The organism is Chryseobacterium sp. SIMBA_038 (genome assembly GCF_046535115.1).
Taxonomy (GTDB): Bacteria; Bacteroidota; Bacteroidia; order Flavobacteriales; family Weeksellaceae; genus Chryseobacterium.
On sequence record NZ_JAWRXH010000005.1, the window covers coordinates 32,664 to 57,183 of the forward strand.

The 24,520-nt window shown below is 34.0% G+C and carries 21 protein-coding genes; 13 read left to right on the forward strand and 8 right to left on the reverse strand.

Annotation, left to right across the window (positions count from 1 at the left end; all coding sequences use genetic code 11):
- Positions 1-56 precede the first annotated feature (56 nt).
- From SB689_RS15205 to fmt, 4 genes are all read left to right on the forward strand, one after another.
- Entirely contained in the window at positions 57-1,601 is a 1,545-nt protein-coding gene (locus SB689_RS15205) for an OmpA family protein (RefSeq protein WP_410692943.1), read from the forward strand.
- Between the two features lie 201 nt (positions 1,602-1,802).
- Positions 1,803-3,257: an OmpA family protein gene (locus SB689_RS15210; protein WP_410692944.1), complete on the forward strand. Its 1,455-nt coding sequence runs from the start codon at positions 1,803-1,805 to the stop codon at positions 3,255-3,257.
- Between the two features lie 83 nt (positions 3,258-3,340).
- A complete protein-coding gene (locus tag SB689_RS15215; RefSeq protein ID WP_410692945.1) occupies positions 3,341-5,242 on the forward strand; it encodes an ATP-dependent DNA helicase RecQ in 1,902 nt (633 codons plus the stop codon).
- Positions 5,243-5,329: 87 nt separating this feature from the next.
- Positions 5,330-6,277: a methionyl-tRNA formyltransferase gene (gene fmt / locus SB689_RS15220; protein ID WP_410692946.1), complete on the forward strand. Its 948-nt coding sequence runs from the start codon at positions 5,330-5,332 to the stop codon at positions 6,275-6,277.
- Between the two features lie 113 nt (positions 6,278-6,390).
- Here the strand turns inward: fmt and ribB are convergent, their stop codons facing one another.
- Both ribB and SB689_RS15230 read right to left on the reverse strand, forming a co-directional pair.
- Positions 6,391-7,512 carry a 3,4-dihydroxy-2-butanone-4-phosphate synthase gene (ribB, locus tag SB689_RS15225; protein WP_410692947.1) on the reverse strand — a complete coding sequence of 374 codons (1,122 nt, stop codon included), beginning with the start codon at positions 7,510-7,512 and terminating at the stop codon, positions 6,391-6,393.
- A gap of 67 nt (positions 7,513-7,579) precedes the next feature.
- Complete coding sequence (locus SB689_RS15230) at positions 7,580-8,584, reverse strand: LLM class flavin-dependent oxidoreductase (RefSeq protein WP_410692948.1); 1,005 nt, start codon at positions 8,582-8,584, stop codon at positions 7,580-7,582.
- A 266-nt stretch (positions 8,585-8,850) separates the two neighbouring features.
- On the opposite strand from SB689_RS15230, the gene SB689_RS15235 reads away from it, so the two are divergent.
- Together SB689_RS15235 and SB689_RS15240 are read left to right on the forward strand one after the other, a co-directional pair.
- Complete coding sequence (locus SB689_RS15235) at positions 8,851-9,288, forward strand: hypothetical protein (RefSeq protein ID WP_410692949.1); 438 nt, start codon at positions 8,851-8,853, stop codon at positions 9,286-9,288.
- Between the two features lie 13 nt (positions 9,289-9,301).
- Positions 9,302-9,751, forward strand: a complete 450-nt coding sequence (locus SB689_RS15240; RefSeq protein ID WP_410692950.1) for a mannose-1-phosphate guanylyltransferase — start codon at positions 9,302-9,304, stop codon at positions 9,749-9,751.
- 56 nt (positions 9,752-9,807) lie between these two features.
- Here the strand turns inward: SB689_RS15240 and SB689_RS15245 are convergent, their stop codons facing one another.
- A complete protein-coding gene (locus SB689_RS15245; protein WP_410692951.1) occupies positions 9,808-11,934 on the reverse strand; it encodes a helix-turn-helix domain-containing protein in 2,127 nt (708 codons plus the stop codon).
- 84 nt (positions 11,935-12,018) lie between these two features.
- Between SB689_RS15245 and SB689_RS15250 the strand changes: the two genes are divergently transcribed.
- A complete protein-coding gene (locus tag SB689_RS15250) occupies positions 12,019-12,474 on the forward strand; it encodes a hypothetical protein (RefSeq protein ID WP_410692952.1) in 456 nt (151 codons plus the stop codon).
- A gap of 192 nt (positions 12,475-12,666) precedes the next feature.
- Here the strand turns inward: SB689_RS15250 and SB689_RS15255 are convergent, their stop codons facing one another.
- Positions 12,667-13,203, reverse strand: a complete 537-nt coding sequence (locus SB689_RS15255) for a gamma carbonic anhydrase family protein (protein ID WP_066755230.1) — start codon at positions 13,201-13,203, stop codon at positions 12,667-12,669.
- Positions 13,204-13,356: 153 nt separating this feature from the next.
- Here SB689_RS15255 and SB689_RS15260 point away from each other — a divergent pair, with 153 nt between their 5' ends.
- The 5 genes from SB689_RS15260 (at position 13,357) to SB689_RS15280 (ending at position 16,783) form a co-directional block, all read left to right on the forward strand.
- On the forward strand, positions 13,357-14,235 hold the full coding sequence (locus SB689_RS15260) for a NifU family protein (RefSeq protein ID WP_410692953.1): 879 nt from the start codon (positions 13,357-13,359) through the stop codon (positions 14,233-14,235).
- Between the two features lie 69 nt (positions 14,236-14,304).
- The gene (locus SB689_RS15265; protein WP_410692954.1) at positions 14,305-14,700 is read left to right on the forward strand and encodes a hypothetical protein; all 396 of its coding nucleotides are present in this window, start codon (positions 14,305-14,307) and stop codon (positions 14,698-14,700) included.
- Positions 14,700-15,722, forward strand: coding sequence for a ferrochelatase (gene hemH, locus SB689_RS15270; RefSeq protein WP_410692955.1), 1,023 nt, complete (start codon positions 14,700-14,702; stop codon positions 15,720-15,722). Before SB689_RS15265 ends, hemH begins: the two co-directional genes overlap by 1 nt.
- Positions 15,723-16,295: 573 nt before the next feature.
- Positions 16,296-16,526 (forward strand): hypothetical protein, encoded by a 231-nt coding sequence (locus SB689_RS15275; RefSeq protein ID WP_157886015.1) that lies wholly within the window; start codon positions 16,296-16,298, stop codon positions 16,524-16,526.
- Positions 16,526-16,783: a hypothetical protein gene (locus SB689_RS15280; protein ID WP_410692956.1), complete on the forward strand. Its 258-nt coding sequence runs from the start codon at positions 16,526-16,528 to the stop codon at positions 16,781-16,783. Before SB689_RS15275 ends, SB689_RS15280 begins: the two co-directional genes overlap by 1 nt.
- 88 nt (positions 16,784-16,871) lie before the next feature.
- Here the strand turns inward: SB689_RS15280 and SB689_RS15285 are convergent, their stop codons facing one another.
- Positions 16,872-18,086, reverse strand: coding sequence for a type IX secretion system plug protein domain-containing protein (locus SB689_RS15285; RefSeq protein WP_410692957.1), 1,215 nt, complete (start codon positions 18,084-18,086; stop codon positions 16,872-16,874).
- A gap of 210 nt (positions 18,087-18,296) precedes the next feature.
- On the opposite strand from SB689_RS15285, the gene SB689_RS15290 reads away from it, so the two are divergent.
- Entirely contained in the window at positions 18,297-18,935 is a 639-nt protein-coding gene (locus SB689_RS15290; protein WP_410692958.1) for an MBL fold metallo-hydrolase, read from the forward strand.
- A 346-nt stretch (positions 18,936-19,281) separates the two neighbouring features.
- On the opposite strand, the gene SB689_RS15295 is transcribed toward SB689_RS15290, so the two are convergent.
- Genes SB689_RS15295 through SB689_RS15305 form a run of 3 tightly spaced genes read right to left on the reverse strand, consistent with a single transcriptional unit; the run spans position 19,282 to position 24,448 of the window.
- Entirely contained in the window at positions 19,282-21,717 is a 2,436-nt protein-coding gene (locus SB689_RS15295) for a TonB-dependent receptor (protein WP_410692959.1), read from the reverse strand.
- A 26-nt stretch (positions 21,718-21,743) separates the two neighbouring features.
- Positions 21,744-23,216, reverse strand: a complete 1,473-nt coding sequence (locus SB689_RS15300; protein ID WP_410692960.1) for a trehalase family glycosidase — start codon at positions 23,214-23,216, stop codon at positions 21,744-21,746.
- Between the two features lie 2 nt (positions 23,217-23,218).
- A complete protein-coding gene (locus SB689_RS15305) occupies positions 23,219-24,448 on the reverse strand; it encodes an MFS transporter (protein ID WP_410692961.1) in 1,230 nt (409 codons plus the stop codon).
- Positions 24,449-24,520 lie beyond the last annotated feature (72 nt).

A 24,520-nucleotide genomic window follows, 5' to 3' on the forward strand; every position in this document is an offset into this window, starting at 1 on the left:
GTAAATCCACTTTACTTAAAACAAAATTATTTAATAAAATAAATAAAAAATACACTATGAAATTAAGTTTAGCAATTGCTGTACTAGCATTAGCCTTTCCCTCGGCTATTAGTGCACAAGACTCAACGGCAGTTTCTTCAAACGGAAAATACCCCAATACGTTTTCTTCCGGTTCTGCTAATGTTTCTCCATTTACACAAAAATCCAAGAGATTTAATGATTGGTCTATATCAGTAGGTGCCGGTGTACCTTTGGTTCAGTCTGCGGATTTAACATCAATTAAAAACGGTAACGGTAAAAATCTTTTTGGATATTCTGCTTATGTTAGTATTGATAAAGCTATAACTCATGCTTTTGGCATTAATCTTCAGTATGACAGAGGAGAGACAAGACAGGGTTGGTTTAATACTAAAGATGCAGCTCCTGCAGATGCTTCAAAATATCAGCAAGTAGCAGGTAGAACTCAGTATGACGCGATCTCTATCTTAGGAGACATCAACTTCTCTAACTTATTAAGGAGAGTTGATAATCATTCTCCATACAGATGGGCGCTACATGGTTATGCGGGTATTGGTACTTTAGCATACAAAGCTTATCAAAAAGATGAGACCGGACAAAGATTAATGACTGAAATCAAACCTTTCAAATTAGGTTCATTCTTCGGTCAGGCTGGTGCTGGTCTTAAATTCAAAGTTAACAGAAGATTAGATATCGAAGGTAGACTAATGTATGTAATGACTGGTGATGATGAGTTTGACGGTGGAGGGGCACAATACAGTGCTATCAACCAACGTGAAGAACAACTTTCTGATAACTTCTTCAACGCAACTTTAGGTCTTTCTTTAAAACTAGGAAAACACGAATCTCACTTAATGTGGCATGATCCATTGCAGGAAATCTATTATAAATTAGATGTATTAGCTAATAAGAAGCAAGATATCGAAGTTTGTAAAAAAGGAGATGCTGATAATGACGGTGTTTGCGACGATTGGGACAGACAACTTGATACTCCTGCCGGTGCAAGAGTTGACGGTGCGGGTGTAGCTCTTGACGCAGATTTAGATGGAGTAATTGATCTTTATGATAAGTGTGTAACCGTTCCTGGACCTGCTGACAATAACGGTTGTCCTGTGAAAAAAGACAACACAGTAACTGCTACAGCGGTAGAACAAGAACTTAAAAATGTATACTTTAATTTCAACAAAGCTACTATCAGACCGGAATCTAATGAGAGACTGGATCAAGCAGCTAAGATTATTAAAGAAAATGACGGTAAATATTTACTTACAGGACATACTGATATTAAAGGAAATGCGGGTTACAATTTAAAACTTTCTCAGGAAAGAGCTGCGGCTGTTGTTGTAGCTTTAGAAACGAGAGGAGTTTCTGCAGATGTACTTAAATCTAAAGGTGTAGGTTCTGCTGAAGCAACAATCCCTGCGACTGCTTCTGATGCAGAAAGATTAGCTGACAGAAAAGTTACAGTAAAAGCTATAGAGGATGCTAGTGAGTGGAATTCTATTCAAAAGAAAGATTACATTGATGCTCCTGTTGCAAAAAAAGCAGTTAAAAAAGCTCCTGCTAAAAAGAAGAAAAAGTAATTTTCTTTATAATAAATAAAATAAAACCGAAAAGAACTTCTTTTCGGTTTTATTTTTCCATAAACTGGTTTTTTTTTATTAAATTTACATAATTTTCAGAATGGGTTCTTAAAACTGTTAAATATTTAATCTAATAAATGTTAGCAAAAATATCTATTCTGAAAAGTACAATCATTTAATTAACTAAATAAAAAATACACTATGAAATTAAGTTTAGCAATTGTTGCGTTGGCATTGGCTGTTCCGACGGCTAGTTATGCACAAGACTCAACGGCAGTTTCTTCAAACGGAAAATACCCAAATACATTTTCTTCCGGTTCTGCGAATGTTTCCCCATTTACACAGAAATCCAAGAGATTTAATGATTGGGCAATTTCAATTGGTGCCGGTGTACCTTTGGTTCAGTCTGCGGATTTAACATCAATTAAAAACGGTAACGGTAAAAATCTTTTTGGATATTCTGCTTACGTTAGTATTGATAAAGCGATTACTCATGCTTTCGGTATTAACCTTCAGTATGACAGAGGAGAAACTAGACAAGGTTGGTTCAATACTAAAGATGCAGCTCCTGCAGATGCTTCAAAATATCAGCAAGTAGCAGGTAGAACTCAGTATGACGCGATCTCTATCTTAGGAGACATCAACTTCTCAAACTTATTAAGAAGAGTTGATAATCATTCTCCATACAGATGGGCATTACACGGTTATGCAGGTATTGGTACTTTAGCATACAAAGCTTATCAAAAAGATGAGACTGGACAAAGATTAATGACTGAAATTAAGCCTTTCAAATTGGGTTCATTCTTCGGTCAGGCTGGTGCTGGTCTTAAATTCAAAGTTAACAGAAGATTAGATATCGAAGGTAGACTAATGTATGTGATGACTGGTGATGATGAGTTTGATGGTGGAGGTGCACAATACAGTGCTATCAACCAACGTGAAGAGCAAGTTTCTGATAACTTCTTTAACGCAACTTTAGGTGTTTCTTTAAAACTAGGAAAACACGAATCTCACTTAATGTGGCATGACCCATTGCAGGAAATCTATTACAAATTAGATGTATTGGCTAATAAAAACCAGGATATCGAAGTTTGTAAAAAAGGAGATGCTGATAATGACGGTGTTTGCGACGATTGGGACAGACAACTTGATACTCCTGCCGGCGCAAGAGTTGACGGTGCGGGTGTAGCTCTTGATACAGATTTAGATGGAGTAATCGATCTTTACGATAAATGTGTAACTGTTCCTGGACCTGTTGAAAACAACGGTTGTCCTACAGCAACACCTACAGGACCTGTAACTGATGACACTAGAACTTTAGAAGGAATTGAATTTGATTTAAATTCTGATAGAATCTTACCATCTAACACACCTATTCTTAACAATGCAGTTAGCTATATTAATTCTTCAAACGGAGCTTATAATGTAGTTGGTGCAACTGACACTAGAGCTTCTGATGCTTATAACCAAAAATTATCTGAAAGAAGAGCGAATAGCGTTAAGAGTTACTTAGTGAAAAACGGAGTAGAATCTACTAAATTAAACGCTATCGGTAAAGGTGAAAAAGACCTTAAATACCCTGAGTGTGACCCAGCTACTAAGTGTCCGGAATGGAAAAACAGAGCAAACAGAAGAGTTTACTTTGAAGCTAAATAATAAACTAATTATTTAATTATATTAAAGTCACGCATTGCGTGACTTTTTTTGTTGTAATACGATACTTTCCTTATTTTTACCTCATGATTTCTCAACAAGACTTTCAAAAATTAAAATATGAAACCCTGAAATATTTTTGGGGATATGATGAATTCAGAGATTCTCAGGAAGAAATTATTAATTCAGTTCTTACCGAGAAAGACACTTTAGTTCTTTTACCTACAGGAGCCGGAAAATCGTTATGCTATCAGCTTCCTGCTTTATTAAAAGAAGGAACTTGTCTTGTGATTTCTCCCCTTTTGGCATTAATGAAAGATCAGGTCAATCAATTAAAATTTAGAGGAATTGAAGCGGAATATCTATCGTCAGAACTTGATGATTTTGATGCTGAAGTGATTTATAACAGATGCAAAGACGGTTTAACAAAACTTCTTTACGTCTCTCCGGAAAGATTAACAAATAAACAGTTTTTACAAAATATTGAAGAAATACAGATGTCATTTATAGCAGTGGATGAGGCACACTGTATTTCAGAATGGGGGCAGGATTTTAGACCAAGTTATCAAAACATAAAAGAGTTCAGAAAAAATAATCCTGAAATTCCATGTTTAGCTTTAACGGCTACAGCAACTCCAAAAGTGTTGGAAGAAATTAAAACTAAACTGGAACTTAAAAATCCTCAAATTTTTCATAGAAGTTTTAAAAGAGATAATATTAAAATCTTTACAGAAGAGGTTTCTGATAAATTTCAGCGAATTTTTAATATTTTAAAATATAATAATGATTCTGGAATCATATATGTTCGTACAAGAAAGGAAGCCGAATTACTGACTGAATATTTACATAAAAATCAATTAAAAAATGTAGATTTTTTCCATGCCGGATTAACTACAAAAGAGAAAAATGCAAAGCAAAATCATTGGAACAGAAATAACAATAATGTTTTAATTTCAACCAACGCTTTCGGGATGGGAATCGATAAAGACAATGTTCGTTTTGTGATCCACTTCTCGCCTGCTCCGTCAATTGAAAATTATTATCAGGAGATTGGGAGATCAGGAAGAGACGGAAAAGACAGTTTTGCCTTCATGCTTTGGAATCAGCAGGAAATCTCAAATTTTGATCAGATCTTAAAAAATCAAACTCCCAATAAAGCAGAATTTTTAAAGATCGTGACTTATCTATACTCTATTTTCCAGGTTGCAGAATATGAATTACCAGAGAAAACATTTCAGTTAAACGCTGCAGGAATTCAAAATTTCACCAAATTATCAACCGCAAAGATTAAAAATGTATTGAATTTCCTTCACAATCAGGAAATCATTTATTTTAATGATAATAAAAGTCTGTCTTCTGTAGAATTGCTGATAAAGGCGGATGAAATCGAGCAGTTGCCTAAAAAAGACGCCTATTTTATAGAGCTTTTGCTTCGTACAATTTCAGGGATTACAACGCATAAAGTATTGTTCAGCGAGCAACAGGTGAGCAATAAATTAGGAATAAGCATTCATTTAATAAAAGAAAGGCTTAAAGAATTACAGCAGAAAAATTATCTTGAATATGTCGATGGCGCATTATCAAGCGTAAAATTCTTAAAACCGAGAGACGAAAGAGTTATCAATAGTGGTTATTGGAAGTTATTTGAACATATTCAAAGAAATAAAATCCAGAAATGGGAAGAAATGAAGTTTTACACAGAAAGTAATGACTACTGTAAAATGAAACTTATTCTAGCTTATTTCGGAGAAAAAAATTCTAAGAATTGTGGTCAGTGTTCGGTTTGTGAAAAGAATAAACAATCAATGTTTGGAAAAAATATTTCTCATCAGATCGTCAAGTTATTAACTGAAAAACCCGCAACGATCGAAGAGCTTTCTGTACAATTGAGTTACCATCCCAAAGAAAACATTTTAGAAAATCTGATTTATCTTTTAGACTCAGGAAAAGTAAAAATGTTGAATTTTAGAACGTACGCCTTAGCATAAATAATCAGTAATTGGTAATGGGTAATATTTCCATGATGAATTTTTAAATCATTTTAATTTTTTAATCAAAGAGTTTATCTTTGCATTATGAAATCATTGAAAGTAGTTTTTTTAGGTACTCCAGAGTTTGCAAAAACTTCGTTGGAAGCTGTTCATCAATCTCACCATGAAGTTGTAGGCGTTGTAACGGTTGCCGATAAAGCAAGTGGACGCGGACAAAAAATTAATCAATCTCCTGTAAAAATCTTTGCATCAGAAAATAATATTCCGGTTTTTCAACCTGAAAAATTGAGAAATCCAGAGTTTTTGGAAGAGCTTAGAAAATTGGATGCCGACGTTTTCATAGTAGTAGCTTTCAGAATGATGCCGAGAGTTCTTTTTGAAATGCCTAAAATGGGTACATTCAACCTTCATGCTTCTTTACTTCCTGATTACAGAGGTGCTGCACCGATCAACTACGCTGTTATCAATGGTGAAGAAAAGACAGGCGCAACAACGTTCTTTATCAATGAAAAAATAGATGAAGGAAATATTTTACTCCAAGAGGAATTAAATGTTTTCCCTGATGAAAATGCAGGGGCACTTCATGATAGATTAATGGTCATGGGTTCAAAATTGGTAGTAAAAACTTTAGACGGTTTAGCTGAAAATTCAATTCAGGAAAAACCTCAGCCAGAAGTTGAACATCCTAAAAATGCTTATAAAATTTTCAAAGAAGATACAAGAATAGACTGGACGAAAACCTCAAAAGAAGTTCATCAGTTTATATTAGGAATGTCACCCTACCCTGCTACTTTTACAACGTTAAAAATCGGTGAAGAAGAAAAAGGATTAAAAATATTTGGTGGAAAATTTGAAATCGAAGATCATGGAAAAACTGTTGGAAGTTTAGAAATTTCAAAAAATGAATTTAAGATCTTTACTAAAGACGGAATATATTTTCCTTTAGAATTACAATTAGAAGGAAAGAAAAGAATGAATATCAAAGATTTCCTGAACGGTTTCAGAAATTTTGACGAAATAAAAATGGCTTGATAAATCAAGCCATTTTTTGTTAAGTGTCAAATGTGAATTAACTACGTTGTCAATTTTTCAGAATCACAAAAATTCACTTGCGAAGCAAAATTGACTATTCTCAATTCACATTTTTATAGTTGTACCAACTCCGTCACCTCAACATCATATCCTCCAACCTGAGGTTTAATATTAGGATTTTGAGTGATTACTTTAAACTTATTGATTCCTAAATTCTTTAAGATCTGCGTTCCGATTCCATAATCTCTGAAATTATACGCCAACGTTGGACGCTGTTGCTGACCATCCTGATAATCCAAGAATTGTTGTAATTTTTTCAGTGTATTTTCAGAATTTGAAACATTATTGATGAAAATAACAGCACCTTTTCCTGCTTCATTTACCATGTTTGTTACTTTCTCCAATAAAGGTTTTTCACCATTATTCAATCTTGTCAACACATCAAAATAAGAATCAGAAGACTGAACTCTTACCAAAACAGGCTCATCAACCGTCCAAGTTCCTTTCGTTAAAGCAAAATGGATCTGTTCGTTTGAAGTCTCTCTGAAAGCATAAAAATCAAACTCACCATAAGCAGTTTTTACTTTTCTTTCTTCCAATCTTTCGATAAGATTTCCTTTTTTAAGCTGATAATGAATCAAATCTTCAATAGAAACAATTTTCATATCATGCTTCTGAGCAAAAACCTGAAGATCCGGTAAACGAGACATTGATCCGTCTTCATTCATGATCTCACAGATTACACCACCTTCTTTTAAACCTGCCAATTGAGTTAAATCAATCGCAGCTTCCGTATGTCCGGCTCTTTTTAAAACACCTCCTTTTTTAGCACGAAGCGGGAAAATGTGTCCCGGTCTCATGAAATCTGTCGGTTTTGAATTTTCATCCATCAAAGCTAAGATCGTTTTCGCTCTGTCACCCGCAGAAATACCTGTAGAAGTTCCGTTTCCTAAAAGGTCAACAGAAACAGTAAACGCAGTTTCTTTAGGATCACTGCTACGGCTTACCATGATATCTAAACCAAGCTCGTCACATCTTTTTTCAGGAAGCGGCATACAGATAAGCCCTCTTCCGTGAACAGCCATAAAATTGATTAATTCTGGTGTTGTAAGTTCTGCAGCACAAAGAAAATCACCTTCATTTTCTCTGTCTTCATCATCTACTACTATGATTATTTTACCATTTTTAAGGTCTTCAATAGCCTCCGGAATAGTATTTAATTTAATATCAGACATTTTTACTTTAGATTTTTGCAAAGATACTCATAAAAATAAGCATCTCCCAATTAATATAAACGGTTTGTTACGCTTTGAATAAAGAGTCTTTGGCTTTTCTGATGATGTCATAAGAGTCTAATCTTTTCTGATGATCGTAAATGTGAGAATTGATCATTAATTCATCAACATTGAACTTGTCCTGAAAGCTTTTTAACTTCTCTGCAATTTCAGATTGATCTCCGATAAAAGTATATCTCAACTTTTGTAAAACCATCGATTTTTCCATTGGCGACCAAACATCATCCATATCATCAACAGGCGGAGAAAAAGGTTTTCTATCGTTTCTTACAATATTGATAAATGCCTGAAATAAAGTCGTAGAAAGTTTGTGTGCTTCTTCAGTAGTTTCCGCTGCTACTCCGTTGACGCAAGCTAAAATATAAGGTTTATCCAATTGTTTTGAAGGCTCAAAATGCTCTCTGTAAATATTGAAAGCCATTTCCATTTGCTCAGGAGCGAAATGCCCTGCGAAAGCATACGGAAGTCCCAATTCCGCAGCCAACCAAGCACTGTCTGTACTCGAACCCAAAATATACAATGGAATATCCAATCCTTCTCCTGGAATAGCGCGAACTAATGCATTAGAATTTTCCTTAGAAAAATATTTTTGCAGTTCTAAAATCTGTCTTGGAAACTGTTCGTTAATAATTGCCGGATTTCTACCCAAAGCCTGAGCAGTTAAACCATCTGTTCCCGGAGCTCTTCCCAATCCAAGATCAATTCTTCCAGGGAAAAGAGATTCTAGTGTTCCGAATTGCTCGGCGATCACTAATGAACTGTGATTCGGAAGCATAATTCCTCCCGATCCTACTCTTATTTTTTTTGTTCCGTTGGCGATAAAACCAATCAGAACTGAAGTTGCAGAACTGGCAATACTTTCCATATTGTGATGTTCGGCTAGCCAGAATCTGTTATAATTAAGATTTTCAGTAAAGTTTGCTAAAGATAAACTGTCCTGAAAACTATCATGAATGCTTTTCCCTTGCTTTACTGGCGCAAGATCTAACACTGATATTTCAAAGTTTTTCATATACGAGATATTTACTTTTTTTTAAAAGGTTATATGAAATCAATCTCCTTTGTCGATTTCATACTTTAAATTTTTGGTCTAAAAAACCAAACAAATTTAAAACATCTAAACTGCATTAGTTACTTTTTGTAATTGATAAGTCTGATGGTATAGTTCAGGAAAAAACTATTGAAAATTTTTTAATCTTGTTTATATTTTTTGTAGTTAAAAAATAAATACTTTATTTTCACACTCTATAAAATGAAGAAAAAAAAATCTTGTTCAGAATGAAAAAAATCTATCTACTCATTATCTCATTTCTCTTAATAAGCTGCTCATTTAATCAAACTTTTTCAAACAGAGAATCTGATAAAAATGATGCAGATCAAATTGCAAAGAAATTTTACTGGCAATTAAAATACGGTGGTAATCAGGATAAAATGTATGAATTATTCAGTGATAAGTTTTTTGAGGTTACAAACAGAGATAAACTTAATGAGTTAAATACTGTTTCTCAAAATAAAATTGGGCAAATTCAGGAATACAACTTGGTAAAATGGGAGACCTTAGTGGTAAAAGGAAGTAATGCTCGAAGCGAATATGTACTTACGTATGATGTTAAAAGAGATATGGGTAAAACCGAAGAAACCTTCTCAATGCGGAAAGAAAATGGAGATATTAAGATTGTTGGATATAGAATTAACCAAGATTTATTAAATCAGTAAAGAAAATCAAACCATGAAATCAAAAATAATGTACATCGAAAACAAATCCTCAGGTCATCACGGATTGGCATGGATTGGTTTTGTAGAATTTTCAAAATCCGGTCAAACGGTTTATTTTAACAACAAAGCGTTGAAAAAACTTAAAAATACAGGAATTTGGGGAAATCATTTTGACATAGAAACCGGAGAAGAATATTGGGTTTCAGGTGTGAAAAAGAATGGACAAAATCGCCATCAATATGGTAGCGGAAAAATTATGATTGATAAAAATTCGATTGAAGAATATTTAAAAATTGTTTATTTTAATAACATCGATGAAAAATATTTCACAATAATTGAGTTTATCAAAACTGATAAAAGTCGATTTAATGAACTGGAAAATATTGAAATTGAATATAGAGATAATAGCCGTAGCGCAAGTTTTTTGGACAATAATCACAGGAAATTAATATTAAATATTTAAATAAAAAAGGTTTAATAATGAATTTGAAGTCAATTATTAAACCTTTCTAAATGATACTATTTATTTTTCTCCTTCTTAAAATTATAGTGATTAATCAAAATCCTAATCTCATTAAACTCAAACTCATTTGGTAAAGCACTCTTCCATTCCGTCAATGTTTCGTGAGGAGTTTTGTAGAACATATCTTCAAAAGCTTTGATCTTATCTGAAGTAATTACTCTTGAAATATCCAACAATCCCTGCTCGGCAAATTTCGCCAAATGTCCGATCACGGTTTCTTTGACTAAACCTCTTTCAAATGCAACTTCTGCAATAGTTTTCCCTTGTTCAAACAATTGAAAAGTAAGAACCTGTGAAGGAACTTTTGCAATTTTCATGCTGACTTCCTTGTCATTCTTTTCGTCTAAAAGTTTCGTTTCTAATAAATGAGCTTCTTTTAAACTATTCAGATATTCTTCAACATCTTCCAGCCAATTCCTAAATTCTTCGTTATATTGTTTTAAGCCTTTTGCTCCTTTTATTTCAGCATAAAATTCTTTTAATGGACTGAAAACTTTATCTCTGATTTCCGTAAAAAAGAAGTTGACCGCCCCTTTTGTTTTCGATTCAATTTCAGACCATTCTTCTTTTTGATCGATGAAATTATTTACTTTTTGAGAGATCACTTTTTCCAGCTTTTCGAAAATTTTTCCAAGCTGAGTTACTTCATGCTTTAACTGGATATATAATTGATTAGTTTTTACCGTATCAATACTTTTTGTAGTGATTGAAAGCCTATTCCACTCTTCCACTTCATTTAAAATCCATCTTGAATCTACTGTACGAAGCACTTTTTTAATGCTGTAATCGTATTTCTCCTGATTTAAAATAGCCTCCACATTATCATTCGCAAAAGTAGAGCCCTGAAACTGTAGAATTCGGTTATCTTTAAAAATAACTTCAGGCGTAATTTTAGATTTCAACACAATTCCTTCTAACGTTCGGCAACGCGACAAGGCAACATACACCTGACCTGCTGTAAAACTTTTTCCGGCGTCAATAATTACTTTATCAAATGTCAATCCCTGACTTTTATGAATGGTAACCGCCCATGCTAACTTTATAGGAAACTGCTCGAAGCTTCCTAAAACCTCTTCTTTAATATTTTTATCGGTATCCAGAAAATATTTTTTCTGTTCCCAAACTTCTCTTTTTACGGTAATTTCTCTTTCGCTTCCGTCGAGAACTACTTTAATTTCGTTTTCATCTAAAGCGGAAATCTCACCCAATTTTCCATTAAAATATCTTTTTTCTCCGGAAATATCATTTCGGATAAACATTACCTGAGCGCCTATTTTCAATTCTAAAAATTGCTCGTTGGGAAACTGATTTTCTTTAAATTCACCGAAAAGTTTCGCTTCAAAAGTAGAAGGATCCACTTTTATTTCCTTTAATTTTTCCTGATTGATCTCATCTGCCATTCTGTTGTGAGAACACAGATAAACGTAAGATTCAGTTCCTGTTTCAAATGCAGGATCGTATCTTTCATTAAGATGTTCGAAATCTATGCTTCCTACATCTCCATCACGAATTGCATTCAAAATATCTAAAAAGCTTTCGTCAGACTGACGGTAAACTTTTGTTAATTCAATTGTCAACAAAGGAATCTCTTTGATCGCATGGCTATCAAAAAAGAAAGGAGAATTATAAAACATTTTTAAAATATGTTCATCTCTCACCACCGGTGGAAGCTGATATAAATCTCCAATGAACAACATCTGAACACCTCCAAATCGTTGGCTGTTTCTTCTGATGAATCGTAAAGAAAAATCCATCATATCCAAAACATCAGCTCTCAACATTGAAACCTCATCAATAATCAAAACCTCCACTTCACGTAAAAGTTTAAGTTTATCTTTTCGGTATTTAAAATGAGGCATCAAGTCGGCAATATTATTCGCCAAACTGGTGTCGATACGGTCGGTTGTCGGTAAAAAGGTTCGTAAAGGCAGCCCAAACATTGAGTGAATGGTAACACCTCCCGCATTAATCGCAGCAATTCCCGTAGGAGCCACAACAATGTGCTTCTTTTTTGTACGTTTTACAAAATCGTTCAGGAAAGTTGTTTTTCCTGTACCTGCTTTACCTGTTAAGAAAATGCTTCTGTTGGTATATTCTATTAAGTCAAAAAAATGATTGTTCATCGCCGGCAAAATTACGGAAAATGAATTTGAATTTTTTATCTTGGCACAAGTTTTGAAAATTAGAGGAAAGAAAAAGTTTATTTTATGAAAAAATTATTCATTCAGGTTCCAGTTTTAGTATTATTTTCAGTTTTTGCTTTGAATTCATGTAAAGCGAAAGTTGACCCTAATACTAATTTACCTAAAGATATTGCAGAAAGGCCTGCTGACGAAAACAGTCAGAAATACGATCAGGCACAATTAGATAAACTGAGAGCTGAAATTGATGCCGAAATTTCTAAAGAAAAATGTACAGATACAACCACAAACGAATGGAAACCTGCTCCAATAGGATCTAAAGCTTGTGGTGGACCGAAATCTTATATCGCTTATCCAGCAAAATTAGAAGCTCAGATTTTACCGAAAATTGAAAGTTACAATACAAAAGAAGCTGAGTTTAATAAAAAATACAACATCACATCAGACTGTTCATTGGTTGGAGAACCGGCAGGAATCAGATGTGTCAACGGAAAAGCAGAGGTAGTTTACCCAGTAGAATAAAATAAACACTCGAACTCAATCAGGAGTTTTCTCACTAAGGATTAAAAAAAAGCATTGTCAAAATTGGCAATGCTTTTTTATGAATTATTAAAATGTGAATAGTCAATTTTGCTTCGCAAGTGAATTTATTGTGCTAAAAAATTGACAACGAAGTTAATTGACTTCGAAGAAAATTCACAATTCACATCCAAATTATCTTTCAACTTCTTTCGCGTTCTCTTTATACCAAGAAGAATATTTTACATAATTATTAGCAATTCTATTAACTTCACCTTCTAATAGCTGAGCAGAAATATCTTTAATTTTTCTTGCCGGAACTCCGCCCCAAACTTCACCGGATTTAATGTGCGTTCCTTGCGTTACCACAGAGCCTGCACCCACAATAGAGTTTTCTTCTACCAAACAGTCATCCATTACGATAGAACCCATCCCGATCAACACATTATCCTGAATTGTACATCCATGTACAATAGCATTATGCCCCACCGAAACATTATTTCCTATAATTAAAGGATATTTTTCATACGTACAATGTAACATTACATTATCCTGAACATTTACTTTATCTCCCATTTTGATGTAATTTACATCTCCTCTTATCACCGCATTATACCAGATGCTACAATCTTTACCCATCACAACATCGCCGATGATTGTTGCAGTTTCAGCTAAAAAAGTATTTTCTCCTATTTGCGGTGTTTTCCCTAAAAGTTCTTTTATTAGTGCCATATTTTTATTTTGAAAATTTGAAAAATGAGCCGATTTAGCAATTAAATTTTTACTTCACGATTTTTAAATGATGCTGATAGCAAAAATCTAACTTCTAACTTCTAGCTTCTAACTTCTAAATCCGTATTTTTGTATCTCAAATTTAACGAAAAAATGCATACTATACTTATAGAACCAACTGAAAACCCAAAAGTGATGAAATTTGTAGCAGACTACAACTTGATTCCCGGGTCTTTGGAGCTGGACAGAGATTCTGATATCTCAGAAATTCCTTTAGCACAAGAACTTTTTAACTATCCTTTTGTTGAAAGAATTTTTATTACGGCAAATTTTGTAGCCGTAGCAAAACAAGATACTGTAGAATGGGAACACGTTGTTGAAAGTCTGAAAAACATCATTGAAGATGAATTATTAGCTAACCCTAGAATTTACCTTCAAAAGAAAAAGGAAATGTATCAGATCTATGCAGAAATGACTCCAAATCCCGCGGTAATGAAATTCGTTTCAAGCAAACTGTTGTTGGAAGGTTTTGTTGAAGTAAAATCTAGAGAACAAGCGGATGGAGTTCCTTTAGCTCAGGCTATCTTTAAAGAGTTTGATTTTACTAAGGAAGTTTTCATTTCTGACAATTTCGTGGCAGTAACAAGAGATAATTCTGTGGAATGGCACCAAGTAATGATGGCTGTTCGCGGATTGATCGCTGACTATTTACAAAACGGTGGTGAGATCTCAACAATTGAAGCTCAAACACACGAAAATCCTGTAGAAAAGATCATCAACAGAGATTATACAGATGATGAGCAGAAAATTTCTGATATTTTAAATGAATACGTTGCTCCTGCTGTAGAAAATGACGGTGGAAAGATTTCTTTAATGGAATACGTTCAATCTACTAAAACAGCGAGAATGCTTTTACAAGGTGCTTGCTCAGGATGCCCAAGCTCTACCGCTACTTTGAAAAACGGAATTGAAGGTATTTTAAAACAATTCGTTCCTGATTTGGTAGAAAAAGTGGAAGCTGTAAACGGATAATTATTAAATATGAGAATATTTCTTCTTTTAATTTGTTTCAGCCTAAGTATTTTTTCATGTAAGAAAGAAATGGAGTCACATTCTAATATTAATGCCGGATTTCATGAAGATCTTGTGAAATCTAATTTAGCCAAAGACAGCCTTCAGAAAATGGATGTTGTTTTTGATAAGCTTAATAAAAAGAATACGACTTTCCTGGATTACTATGTTCACTATTATTATAAGCTCGACAAAGAAACTCAGGATGAAATAAAAAAATCAAAGGGAGAAAATTTCTTAAGTGAACATCCTGAAGAATATTTTGCGCTGTTCACCAAAATAATCTCTGAGAAAGACGATAAATACCTTGCCACTTTTGGAATTACAAAAGACGAGGAAATGCTTGCCAGAGAAGTGTATATTTTTCATTTAAAGAAAAACTATGGTCCGACTGTTGATGGACAACTGGAAAATCTAAATAAATAATGAAGGGAATTCTATTAGTAAATCTTGGCTCACCAAGATCAACGGCGGTAAATGATGTAAAGGAATATCTTGACGAATTCCTGATGGACGAAAAGGTAATTGATTATCGTTGGATTTTTCGAGCCCTTTTAGTGCGTGGAATTATTTTAAATACAAGACCTGCAAAATCAGCAGAAGCTTATAAAACGGTTTGGACAGAGCAAGGTTCGCCTTTGATTGTGATCACTGAAAAAATTCAGAAGAAACTTCAAAAATTGGTAGATGTTCCTGTTGAAATCGGGATGAGATACGCTCAACCAAGTATTGAAGCTGGAATTCAAAAATTAGTTGATCAAGGTGTTACCGAAATCGTGCTTTTCCCATTGTACCCGCAATATGCGATGAGTACTACGGAAACCGTAATCGACAAGGCGGAAGAAGTTAGAAAAAAGAGCTTCCCAAATATAAAGATTAATTATATCCAACCTTTTTACAATAGAGAGATCTACACCGATTGTTTGGCAGAAAGTATCAGAGAAAAACTTCCTGAAAACTTCGATGCTTTACAGTTCTCTTATCACGGAGTTCCAGAAAGACACATTTATAAAACCGATCCTACGAATACTTGTAATTTAAACGATTGCTGTTCGCGTAAAGATAATCCGAGTCATCAGTTTTGTTATCGTCACCAATGTTTTGATGTGACCAATTCTGTTATTAAAAAATTAGGATTACCAAAAGAAAAAGTAATGGTTACGTTCCAGTCAAGATTAGGAAACGACAAATGGATGGAACCTTACACTGACGAAACTCTGGAAAGTATCGGTAAAAAAGGAGTGAAAAACCTGGCAATTGTTTGTCCGGCCTTCGTTTCTGATTGCTTGGAAACCTTAGAAGAAATTTCGGTGGAAGGAAAAGAACAGTTCTTGCACGGAGGTGGAGAAAATTTCCATTACATTCCTTGTCTGAACGATGAAGACCGTTGGATTGAAGTTGTAAAAACTTTGTGTGAGGAAAAACTCAATGAATTTTATTTAGTTTAAAATATAGTAACCTTCGGAAACGGAGGTTATTTTTTTTGTTTAAATATAGGTTTGCGTTGTCGGAGTTTCCGAAAGCTCAAACCTTTTTAATTTCCTATCGTCGGAAACTCCGAAAGTCTAAACTTAATTTGATTGTTCTCGTCGGAACTTCCGATAGCTTAAACCTATATTGATTTGCATGGTCGGAAATTCCGACGGCTTCAACTTATATTTTGGGCTAAAATCTGACTTATATACTTTTATTTAATAGATGCTTCACCTTCGGTTCGCAATGACGGATGTTGAAAGAACGACTACAACCCTAGCCCAGATTGCAGCGACATCCTTTTTGGTTGCGGGCGGAGCGAAGCCGAGCCCGTAACCAAAAAGATATAGCGGAAAGCTGGAAAAAGCTTCAAATAAAAAATAAAAACAATATTTTCTACAACCACCCCGTTAATTCTGATACTTAATTTCAAATAAATATTAATTTTAAACAAATACCCCTATTATTTTTAAATAAAATTATAAAATTTAAATATTTTTCTTAACTTTACCCTATCAAAAGAAAAGCATTAACCATAAAAATTAAAAATGATGAATGCAACTGCCGAAATTTTAAAACACAAGATCGAAAGCTTCACACCCGAATTGCTTCAAACTTTGGCAAGAATGGTAGAAAAGTTAGAAATGCAGAATAGATTTTCCGTTCCTCAGTTTCAGATGGATGAAGTTTTGTACAGAATTCAGTTTCACAACGAGAATCCGAAGACAAAACTTGATTTTTATGAAAATATTTCTGAGCTGGAAAAGAATTTTGCCTGATGAAAGTATTTTTGTCCTCCATTGCAAAGAACGATATAAGACTTCTTATGAGAGTTTTCAATGCAGAAAAAGAACATAAAGGAGCCTATTTTCTGGAAGATCTGAAAGAATCAATCCAACAAATTGTGGAAAATTCTGAAGATCCCGAAACAGAACTCCAACAAATGAGCATGCAGAACTTCCCCGTTCACATTCATTATATTTTTGAAGATGAAGAGAGTTTATTTATTACTGCAATCTTTAAGGAGATCAATTAAGTTGAAAATGATTAAATAAAATATTAGCACATTTTTCAGGACTATTTTATATGTAGGACCTTATAGGAGTTGACACCTATAAGGTTTTTTATTTTCTCACAGGAGTTCTGAACTCGCCATACCCCATCAAACCATCATAGCTTCTTCCGAAAGGCGCATAATATAAAAACGCCTGATAAAGATTTTCCGTCTGCCAGAAGTTACCGTTGACTTCACCGAAATTCAATGAACCATCAGGATTTTTTGTAGCCAGAATATAGTTGTAGAAACCTTGTTTCAGGAATATTTTAGCAACATATTTTTTCCCCGCTTCATCATATTGCATTTGGTTTTCTTTGCTTGGTTTAAAATTATTAAAACCTCCCAACACATAAATTTCTTTATCCACAGGATCAGATTCCAGAGAGAAATATACCCAAGAATAATCTGCTTCTCTTTCTGCATTTCTTTCAAGTCCGATGTCGTTTCTTCTGTAATACCAAGCTCCGTTCACGTCCGGCTGATATTGATAATTCAGAGGAAAAGCCCAAACCGGATGAAGATAGGTTTGATTTACTCCGTCTTTCAATTCTGTTGCCTGAACCATATCTGCAGGTAAATTCATGTTTTTGTTATCGAAATAATAAAATTCATTATTTCCGGGGAAAACAAGATTCATTTGCTGGAAAAGTAATTTATTTCCTAAAGTCGCACTTGGTTTTAAATTATTGACCGTAACGTTCGGATTGTTGTTCTGCATCACATTCAAACTCATTGAATTGACATTAGAAGAAAGATCTCCACCTTTTGAAACCGCCTGTACCTCTACCTTTTGATTCGCATTTGGATTTCTTGCATCCGAAATTCTCGAAATATTTAAAGCTAGGTTCGCATTATCTTCAACTACATAAAATCTTCTTTTAAAAAGAGGTTTTTCCGCAGAATCTTTATAAACAATCAATTCAAAATTCCCTGAAACCTTTGGTTGCATTTTGTCATTAGGAAACGTCAGCGTATAATGTGTATAAGCCTGTAATGTATTGAATGAATATTGAAATTTATCTATCATTCCATTTAAACTTCCATTGGCAAATTCTGTAAAGAAAAGATTATCATCCTGCCAGTTTCTGTCATAATGCTTGATCGTATATCTAAAAATATCACTTGAATTTGTAAGATCATCAAAACTTAAAACCAAGGTCTGATTAAGGTTGATCACCGGAGTTTCATCATTCGTCTGTGGGTTGAATAATTGTATACTTTGGATGTTTTGTCCAAAAACCAAACCACTCAAAGAAAGTAAAAGTATGCGCAAAGTTTTCATTATGACGAAGATAACGAAAAATCAATTTTTAAACCACAAAAGGCACAAAAGTTTTTAAAGTTTAACACCAGCCAAATAAGACAGAAAGTTACATTCTAAATATTCTCATTAAAATCTATGATAATCTTGAAGCTTTAAAAATAATCTTAGTTTAAATAAGGCTTTTGTGACTTTTGTGGTTAAATTTGTCCTAATAAAAACATTCAGCATATGCTTCAGATTCAAGGCTTCGTATTCAATTTTGCAAGCGAAAACACTTATATCGTTTATAATGAAAACAAAAATGCCTGGTTGATCGATCCGGGAAATATGAACGAACAGGAAACAAAAGCGATCGATAATTTCATTAAAGAAAATGAATTAAAAATTCAGAAAATATTGTTGACTCATGCTCACATTGATCATGTTTTAGGGTTGCAATGGGCTTTTGATACATTTAAAGTTCCTGTAAGCCTACACAAAGAAGATCAGGAAGTTTTGGATATGCTTCAGGCAAGCGGAATGAGATTCGGTTTTCAAATTGATCCTGTAAAAGTTGATGTAGAATATGTAAATGAAGGCGATGAATTAGAATTAGACGGAGAAAAGTTTAAAATATATCATGTTCCGGGACATTCTCCTGGAAGTGTGGTTTATCATAATGAAAATCAGAAATTCATGATTTCCGGCGATGTTCTTTTTGAACAAAGTATCGGAAGAACCGATCTTTACAAAGGAAATTACGAGCAATTAATTGATGGAATTAAAACCAAACTTTTCATTTTAGATGATGAAACACAGGTTTTTTCAGGTCATGGAAATCCTACGAGTATTGGTTTTGAAAAGCAGTATAATCCATTTTTGAAGTAAGGGTTTAGTGTTTTAGCGCGGGAGAGTTTTAGGGTTTTAGAGTTTTTACAAATATACTAACATTCAATTGAGCGAAAGAAGTGAAGAATTTATGTGACAAATTTCTCCCTTGTTGAATGATAAACTTAATACATAATTTTTCTCCCACAGATTACTCAGATTTACACAGATGATTGTGGATATTTGTGAAAATATTTGCGTTTTTTCGTGTTCCAAAATACGTTTTGGCTAAAGCCAATTGAATTTTTAAATTTAAATAAACAGGCTAAAGCCCGTTCCTATTGATAAACAAAACCGTCAGAAAAAATCTGACGGTTTCTTAATTTGATATGAAAAAACTAATTGTTTAGAAATCAAATGCAACTGATGCTCTTACAGCAGCACCCATAATTGGTCTAGCCATGATAGTCGTACTACCCGCTTGTTGTACGGTTGGTGATCTTGGATCTCCTTCTGTAATTCCGATCGTATTGAAAATATTCGTTCCGTCAACTGCAAAACGTATTTTTCCCAACTGATAAGACATTCCAGCTCCAACCTCACCAAATGCAGGCAAAGTATCCTGATTGGTCTGATCCTGAAAACGTTTACCATAATAATTATAGCTTACATACGTTCTCCATTGTTTCGTAATATTTACAGCTGGCGAAATATTAAAATATAATTTCGGAATTCTTCTTACTACATTCCCTTCCAGAACGCTTCCTGCTTCCAAGCCATCGTATTTTGGATTTTGAATTGTTCCGTTAAAGGTAAGTTCCAATACATTATCAAACAATCTTGCATATCCTTCTAACTCAACCCCAAAGTTTTTGGTATTAGCAAAAGTATTTTCAGAAGTTCCGTTAGAGAAAACATCTGTAAACGAAAGGTTTTTAAGTGTAGAATAAAAAGGAATTACAGCAATATCAAATGTTCTTGAATAATATTTATAACCAACTTCAAACTGATTGGTTGATACAGATTTCAAAGGCTGATCCGGTGTCGGATTGGAGAAATAATTATAATATGCTTCTTCATTCGGAGATCTGAAACCATTAGAAAAACGAGCATACACTGCGTTTTCTCTGTTAATTTTATAGTTTGCAGCAAGAGTGAAAGAAACTTTATCAATATTATAATTCCAATACGTGTATTTATTTCCTAAAACACTCATATTGTCATCCGCCGTTGTTGTTAAAAAGCTATGAGTTCCGTCTGTCGTTAATCCTGAATTATTAAGATTAGCGCTCGTTGTATTAGCAAAATTTCCTTTATAATAATCATGACTGTAACGAAGTCCGGCATTTACGCTTAAATCATCCGTAATATTATAGTCTAAATTTGCATAAAGATCATTCAGACTTCCTTGAGTTTGTGTATCTCTCTGAAGGAAAGTCATATCCGTAACTCCATTATAGGTTTTGGAATATCCAACACTGTTTGGCGTTAATGAAGTATCAACTAAATTAAGAAGCTCAGGTCTGTCTGTTGCTGTTGTTAGAATATTGCTCCAGTTCCAGTATTGGTGGGATTTCCAGTTTGATTTATAGAAACCTGCCGTTACATTTCCCTTGTCGAATTTATAATTGAACTGTAAATCATTCACAAAGTTATTCATCTGCTTATCAATTGCCCAAAAACCTAATTCCTGAACATAAGCCGGATTCATAATTGCTCCTGAGCTTACTGATGAATATTGATAATTATTTCCCGCGATTCCATTATCACTTGCAAATTTAGCACCTGTTGCAGGTGTGCCAGCTGGGAAAATTCCCGTATAGTTCATGTTGATATTGGTATATCTTGTTTTGTTTAAAACAGAGAAATTATTTCCAAGATCATATTTAAATTCTGCTCCTAAAACATCAACTTTTGGATGAATTCCATCTTCTAAATTTCTGTTGAAAAAACCGCCTCCTGCTTGAGGAATATTCAACTGACTGATTGTTCTATAGCTGTAAGTTCCATAATTAGCATCAAAACCACCGAATTCTTTTATATCATTTCCATCTCTCACCAAAGGAATCGGAAGATAGAATGTATTTCTGTCGTCAAGTTTTTTATAATAAACTTTAGCGTAACCTTTATCGAAAACATATTTTAGATTCATTCTGATTTGTCCACCCTGATTGGCTTTAAAACCTGTTTTTCTGATTCCGTCATCACTTCTGTAGAAACCGCCAACATTGAAGAACAATTTATCCTGAACCAAAGCGCCACCCAAGTTGACATCGGTACGCATTAATCCGTAAGTGCTCGTTTCAAGTTTTGCAGTTCCTTTAAAATCGTTACCTCCTTCTTTTGTAATAAAGTTGATCAAACCTCCGGGAGAGTTCGTTGCGTAAATAGACCCTGAACCTCCTCTCAAAGCTTCTAATCTACTTACTGAATTATCAACACGGAAGAAATTATCCGCATTAGCAAACTGCAAAGCTCCATCTTCGAAAACAGGCAATCCATCTTCCTGAACCTGTACAAATTCATAAGCTCCTGCAGAAGGAATACCTCTTGCGAAAAGGTTGTTTCCTACTTCACCACCTGAAGTTTCCACGGCAAAACCTGGAACTCTTTGTAGCAAAGCTGCCGCACTGATTGGGTTTTGCTTCTGAATTTCTTTTGCACTAAAGGTAGAAATTGCGGTACTCGATTCTATTTTCTTTTTAGGATTTGAGTTACCAGTGATTACGACTTGTTCAATAGACGCCGATCTGGTAGAATCCTGTGGAGTTTCCTGAGCATACGCATTGTTGAAATAAAGCGTTGCAATACCGGCAATTAAAAAGATCGATTTTTTTTTCATAGCCATATGATTTTTTATAGTTAGTTTTAATTTTGTTTTAATTTTAAATAAACACCGTTCGTCCAACCGAAACCGTCCTGATTTGGATATTCTCCACCTCCGGCAATTGTTTCCGTGTCTAATGCATTATATTTCTCCATTAATTTTCCGGTGTTGTTGTATACTCTTTCAACATTCGAACACCAGTTATTTTTAATTTTCTCGGCCAGATCATCAAATCCATAATTTTTCATTGATTTAAAACCTAACCATTGATAAGGCGCCCAAGCATTCGGAAGATCCCATTGTTGCCCTGAGTTTTTGGTTGTAGTAACCAATCCGCCCTGATACAAGAACTTTTCTTCTATATTTTTTGCAACAGATTTCGCTTGTTCTTCACTGGCCAAACCAAGGAATAAAGGATAAAGAGCAGCAATATGTTCAGACGGTGTTGTTGTGTGTTTTTTTGTGTGATAATCTTTATACATGTTTTCATCCCAAAAGTATTTATCGATCATCTGTCTTCGCTTTGCTGCTCTTTGAGTAAAGTAAAATTCCTTTTCTGTTAAATTTTGTAGCGCTGAAGATTTTGCCAATGTTTTTTCCAAATGCCATAAAAGACAGTTCAGATCTACCTCAGCAAGGTTCAGTGTTTCTATTGTTTGTATCGTTTCGCCATCTGCAAACCATCTGCTGGAGAAATCCCAACCCGATTCGCAGGCGCTTCTTATATTTCTGTAAAATTCGTCTCCTGTATTTTCGCTGTCTTCAATATCAATTAAATAACTTTCAGGACGAGGTTCATTTTCTGCGTCATAATAACGGTTTAAAATATCTCCGTCAACTGTTTTTACAACTCTTTTTGTATTAGAACCATTTTCTAAACCTTCTTCACCATTCATCCAGAAAGCATATTCTTTTTCCAGTGTATCGTGATATTTGATGTAAATATTTTCATCTTTTGTAGTTTCAAAAAGCAAATCAAGCATCAACGAAAAATACGGTGGCTGAGAACGACTCAAAAAATGAGTTCTGCTCGCATTCGGCACAAATCCAACGGTTTGAATTAAATAAGAACAGTTTTCAATAATATTTTCCATCATTTCCACTCTTCCTGAAACCTGTAAACCAAGCATAATAAAATAGCTGTCCCAATAGAAAAACTCATTGAAACGCCCTCCAGGAACAACATAAGGCTTTGGAAGTTTTAATAATGTTCCTTTTTCTTCGTAAGCAGTTCTTGTCAGTTCATCCCAAAGTTTTTCGATATGTTCGTTTATTGGCAACTGCTTTTCTCTCGTGATTGTAATTTTAGCTCCCAAAAAATCGAAATTTGACATTACAAAAGCTTTTAAATCAAAACCTTCTGTATCTTTTTCCTTTTCATATTTTGAATTAATTTCAGCAATAGAAAATAATGGAACCGCATCTGTCATCATCTTTTGATCTTCAAAAACTTTAGATCTTTGAACCTCATCAAAAAGAACCTGAATTTCGTTTATGTAAAGTTGATTACTCATTTTTATTTTTTAGGATTTATTTTTAATTTATTCATGAAAATTGCCGAAACAATCAACATTGAAAGTGGAATTAATGAAAGGTAAAATGCCTGTTGTCCGCTAAATTTCTCAAATACAAAACCTGTAATTATCGAACCAATTGTTCCTCCTATTGCAGAAAAAACGACAATCAAACCAGACATTGCACTGTGTAAATATTTTGGAATTGATGCTAAGATCACAGAATTAATACTTGGATAAATCGGAGCCAATAAACCGCCCATTAATGGAAATAAATACACAACCAATGGAGCGTTCAGCCAAGTTGTTCCCGTGTCGATATGAATATTGTGAGTTAAAGGTAAAACCAATAAAATACTTATTGCAAAACCAATTACACAAAAGGAAACAACGTAAATCCAACTGAATTTTTTCGAGAAAAACCCTGATAAAAATCTTCCCAGCGCAAAAGCACCCGCCAAAACCGCACCCGCCTGAATACTCATCGAAGTAGGAACTTTTAGGATCTCTTTATAAAAAGTTGGCGTCCAAGTTTGGAAACTCTGCTCTACCAAAACAAAAAGAAAAGCACATAATAAAAAGAACAACACTTTTCTGTAACTGAATAAACTTGCGCTGTTTTTCAGATCTCCCAGCAAGTCTGTTTTTTCGCTTTTTGCTTCATTTTCATTCAATTTAGAAAAGAAAAGAAACAAAAATGATAGTGTGGAAAGTGCGCCCAACACCCAATAAACATTCAGCCAATGGGTAGATTTCGGGTTATGGTCGTCTATAAATAAGCTGAATAGAACATTCCCCACCAACACTCCAATCATAAAAAACCCTTCCAGATATCCCATAAAACTTGAGTGCTCTTTATCTGTATTTGTCACCAATCCGATAGATGTAAAAACCGAAATCTTAATCAAAGCGAAAGAAATTCCGACAATCGTAAACAGTAATTTGAAAAACCAGAAATCATTAGAAAAAGGCATTACAAAACACATGCAACTTACCAAAAACAATGCAATCAACATTGATTTCTTGATTCCTATTTTTGGTAAAAAAGATGCCAAAATAAACGAACAGATTGCAATCGGGAGATCTTTAAAACCCTCCAAAACACTTGCAGAAGATTTCGAGATTCCGAAATTTTGCTGCATCTGTAAAATTACCGTTCCCACAGAATTCAATAGAATTGCAAAAACAAAATAATTTAAAAATAAAACCGCCTTTATGTTGAAATTTTTCATTAAATAATTTCTTGGTGGCTAAGATAGAAGCATTTTACTTAACGTTAATTTAACATAGTAAATGAATATTTG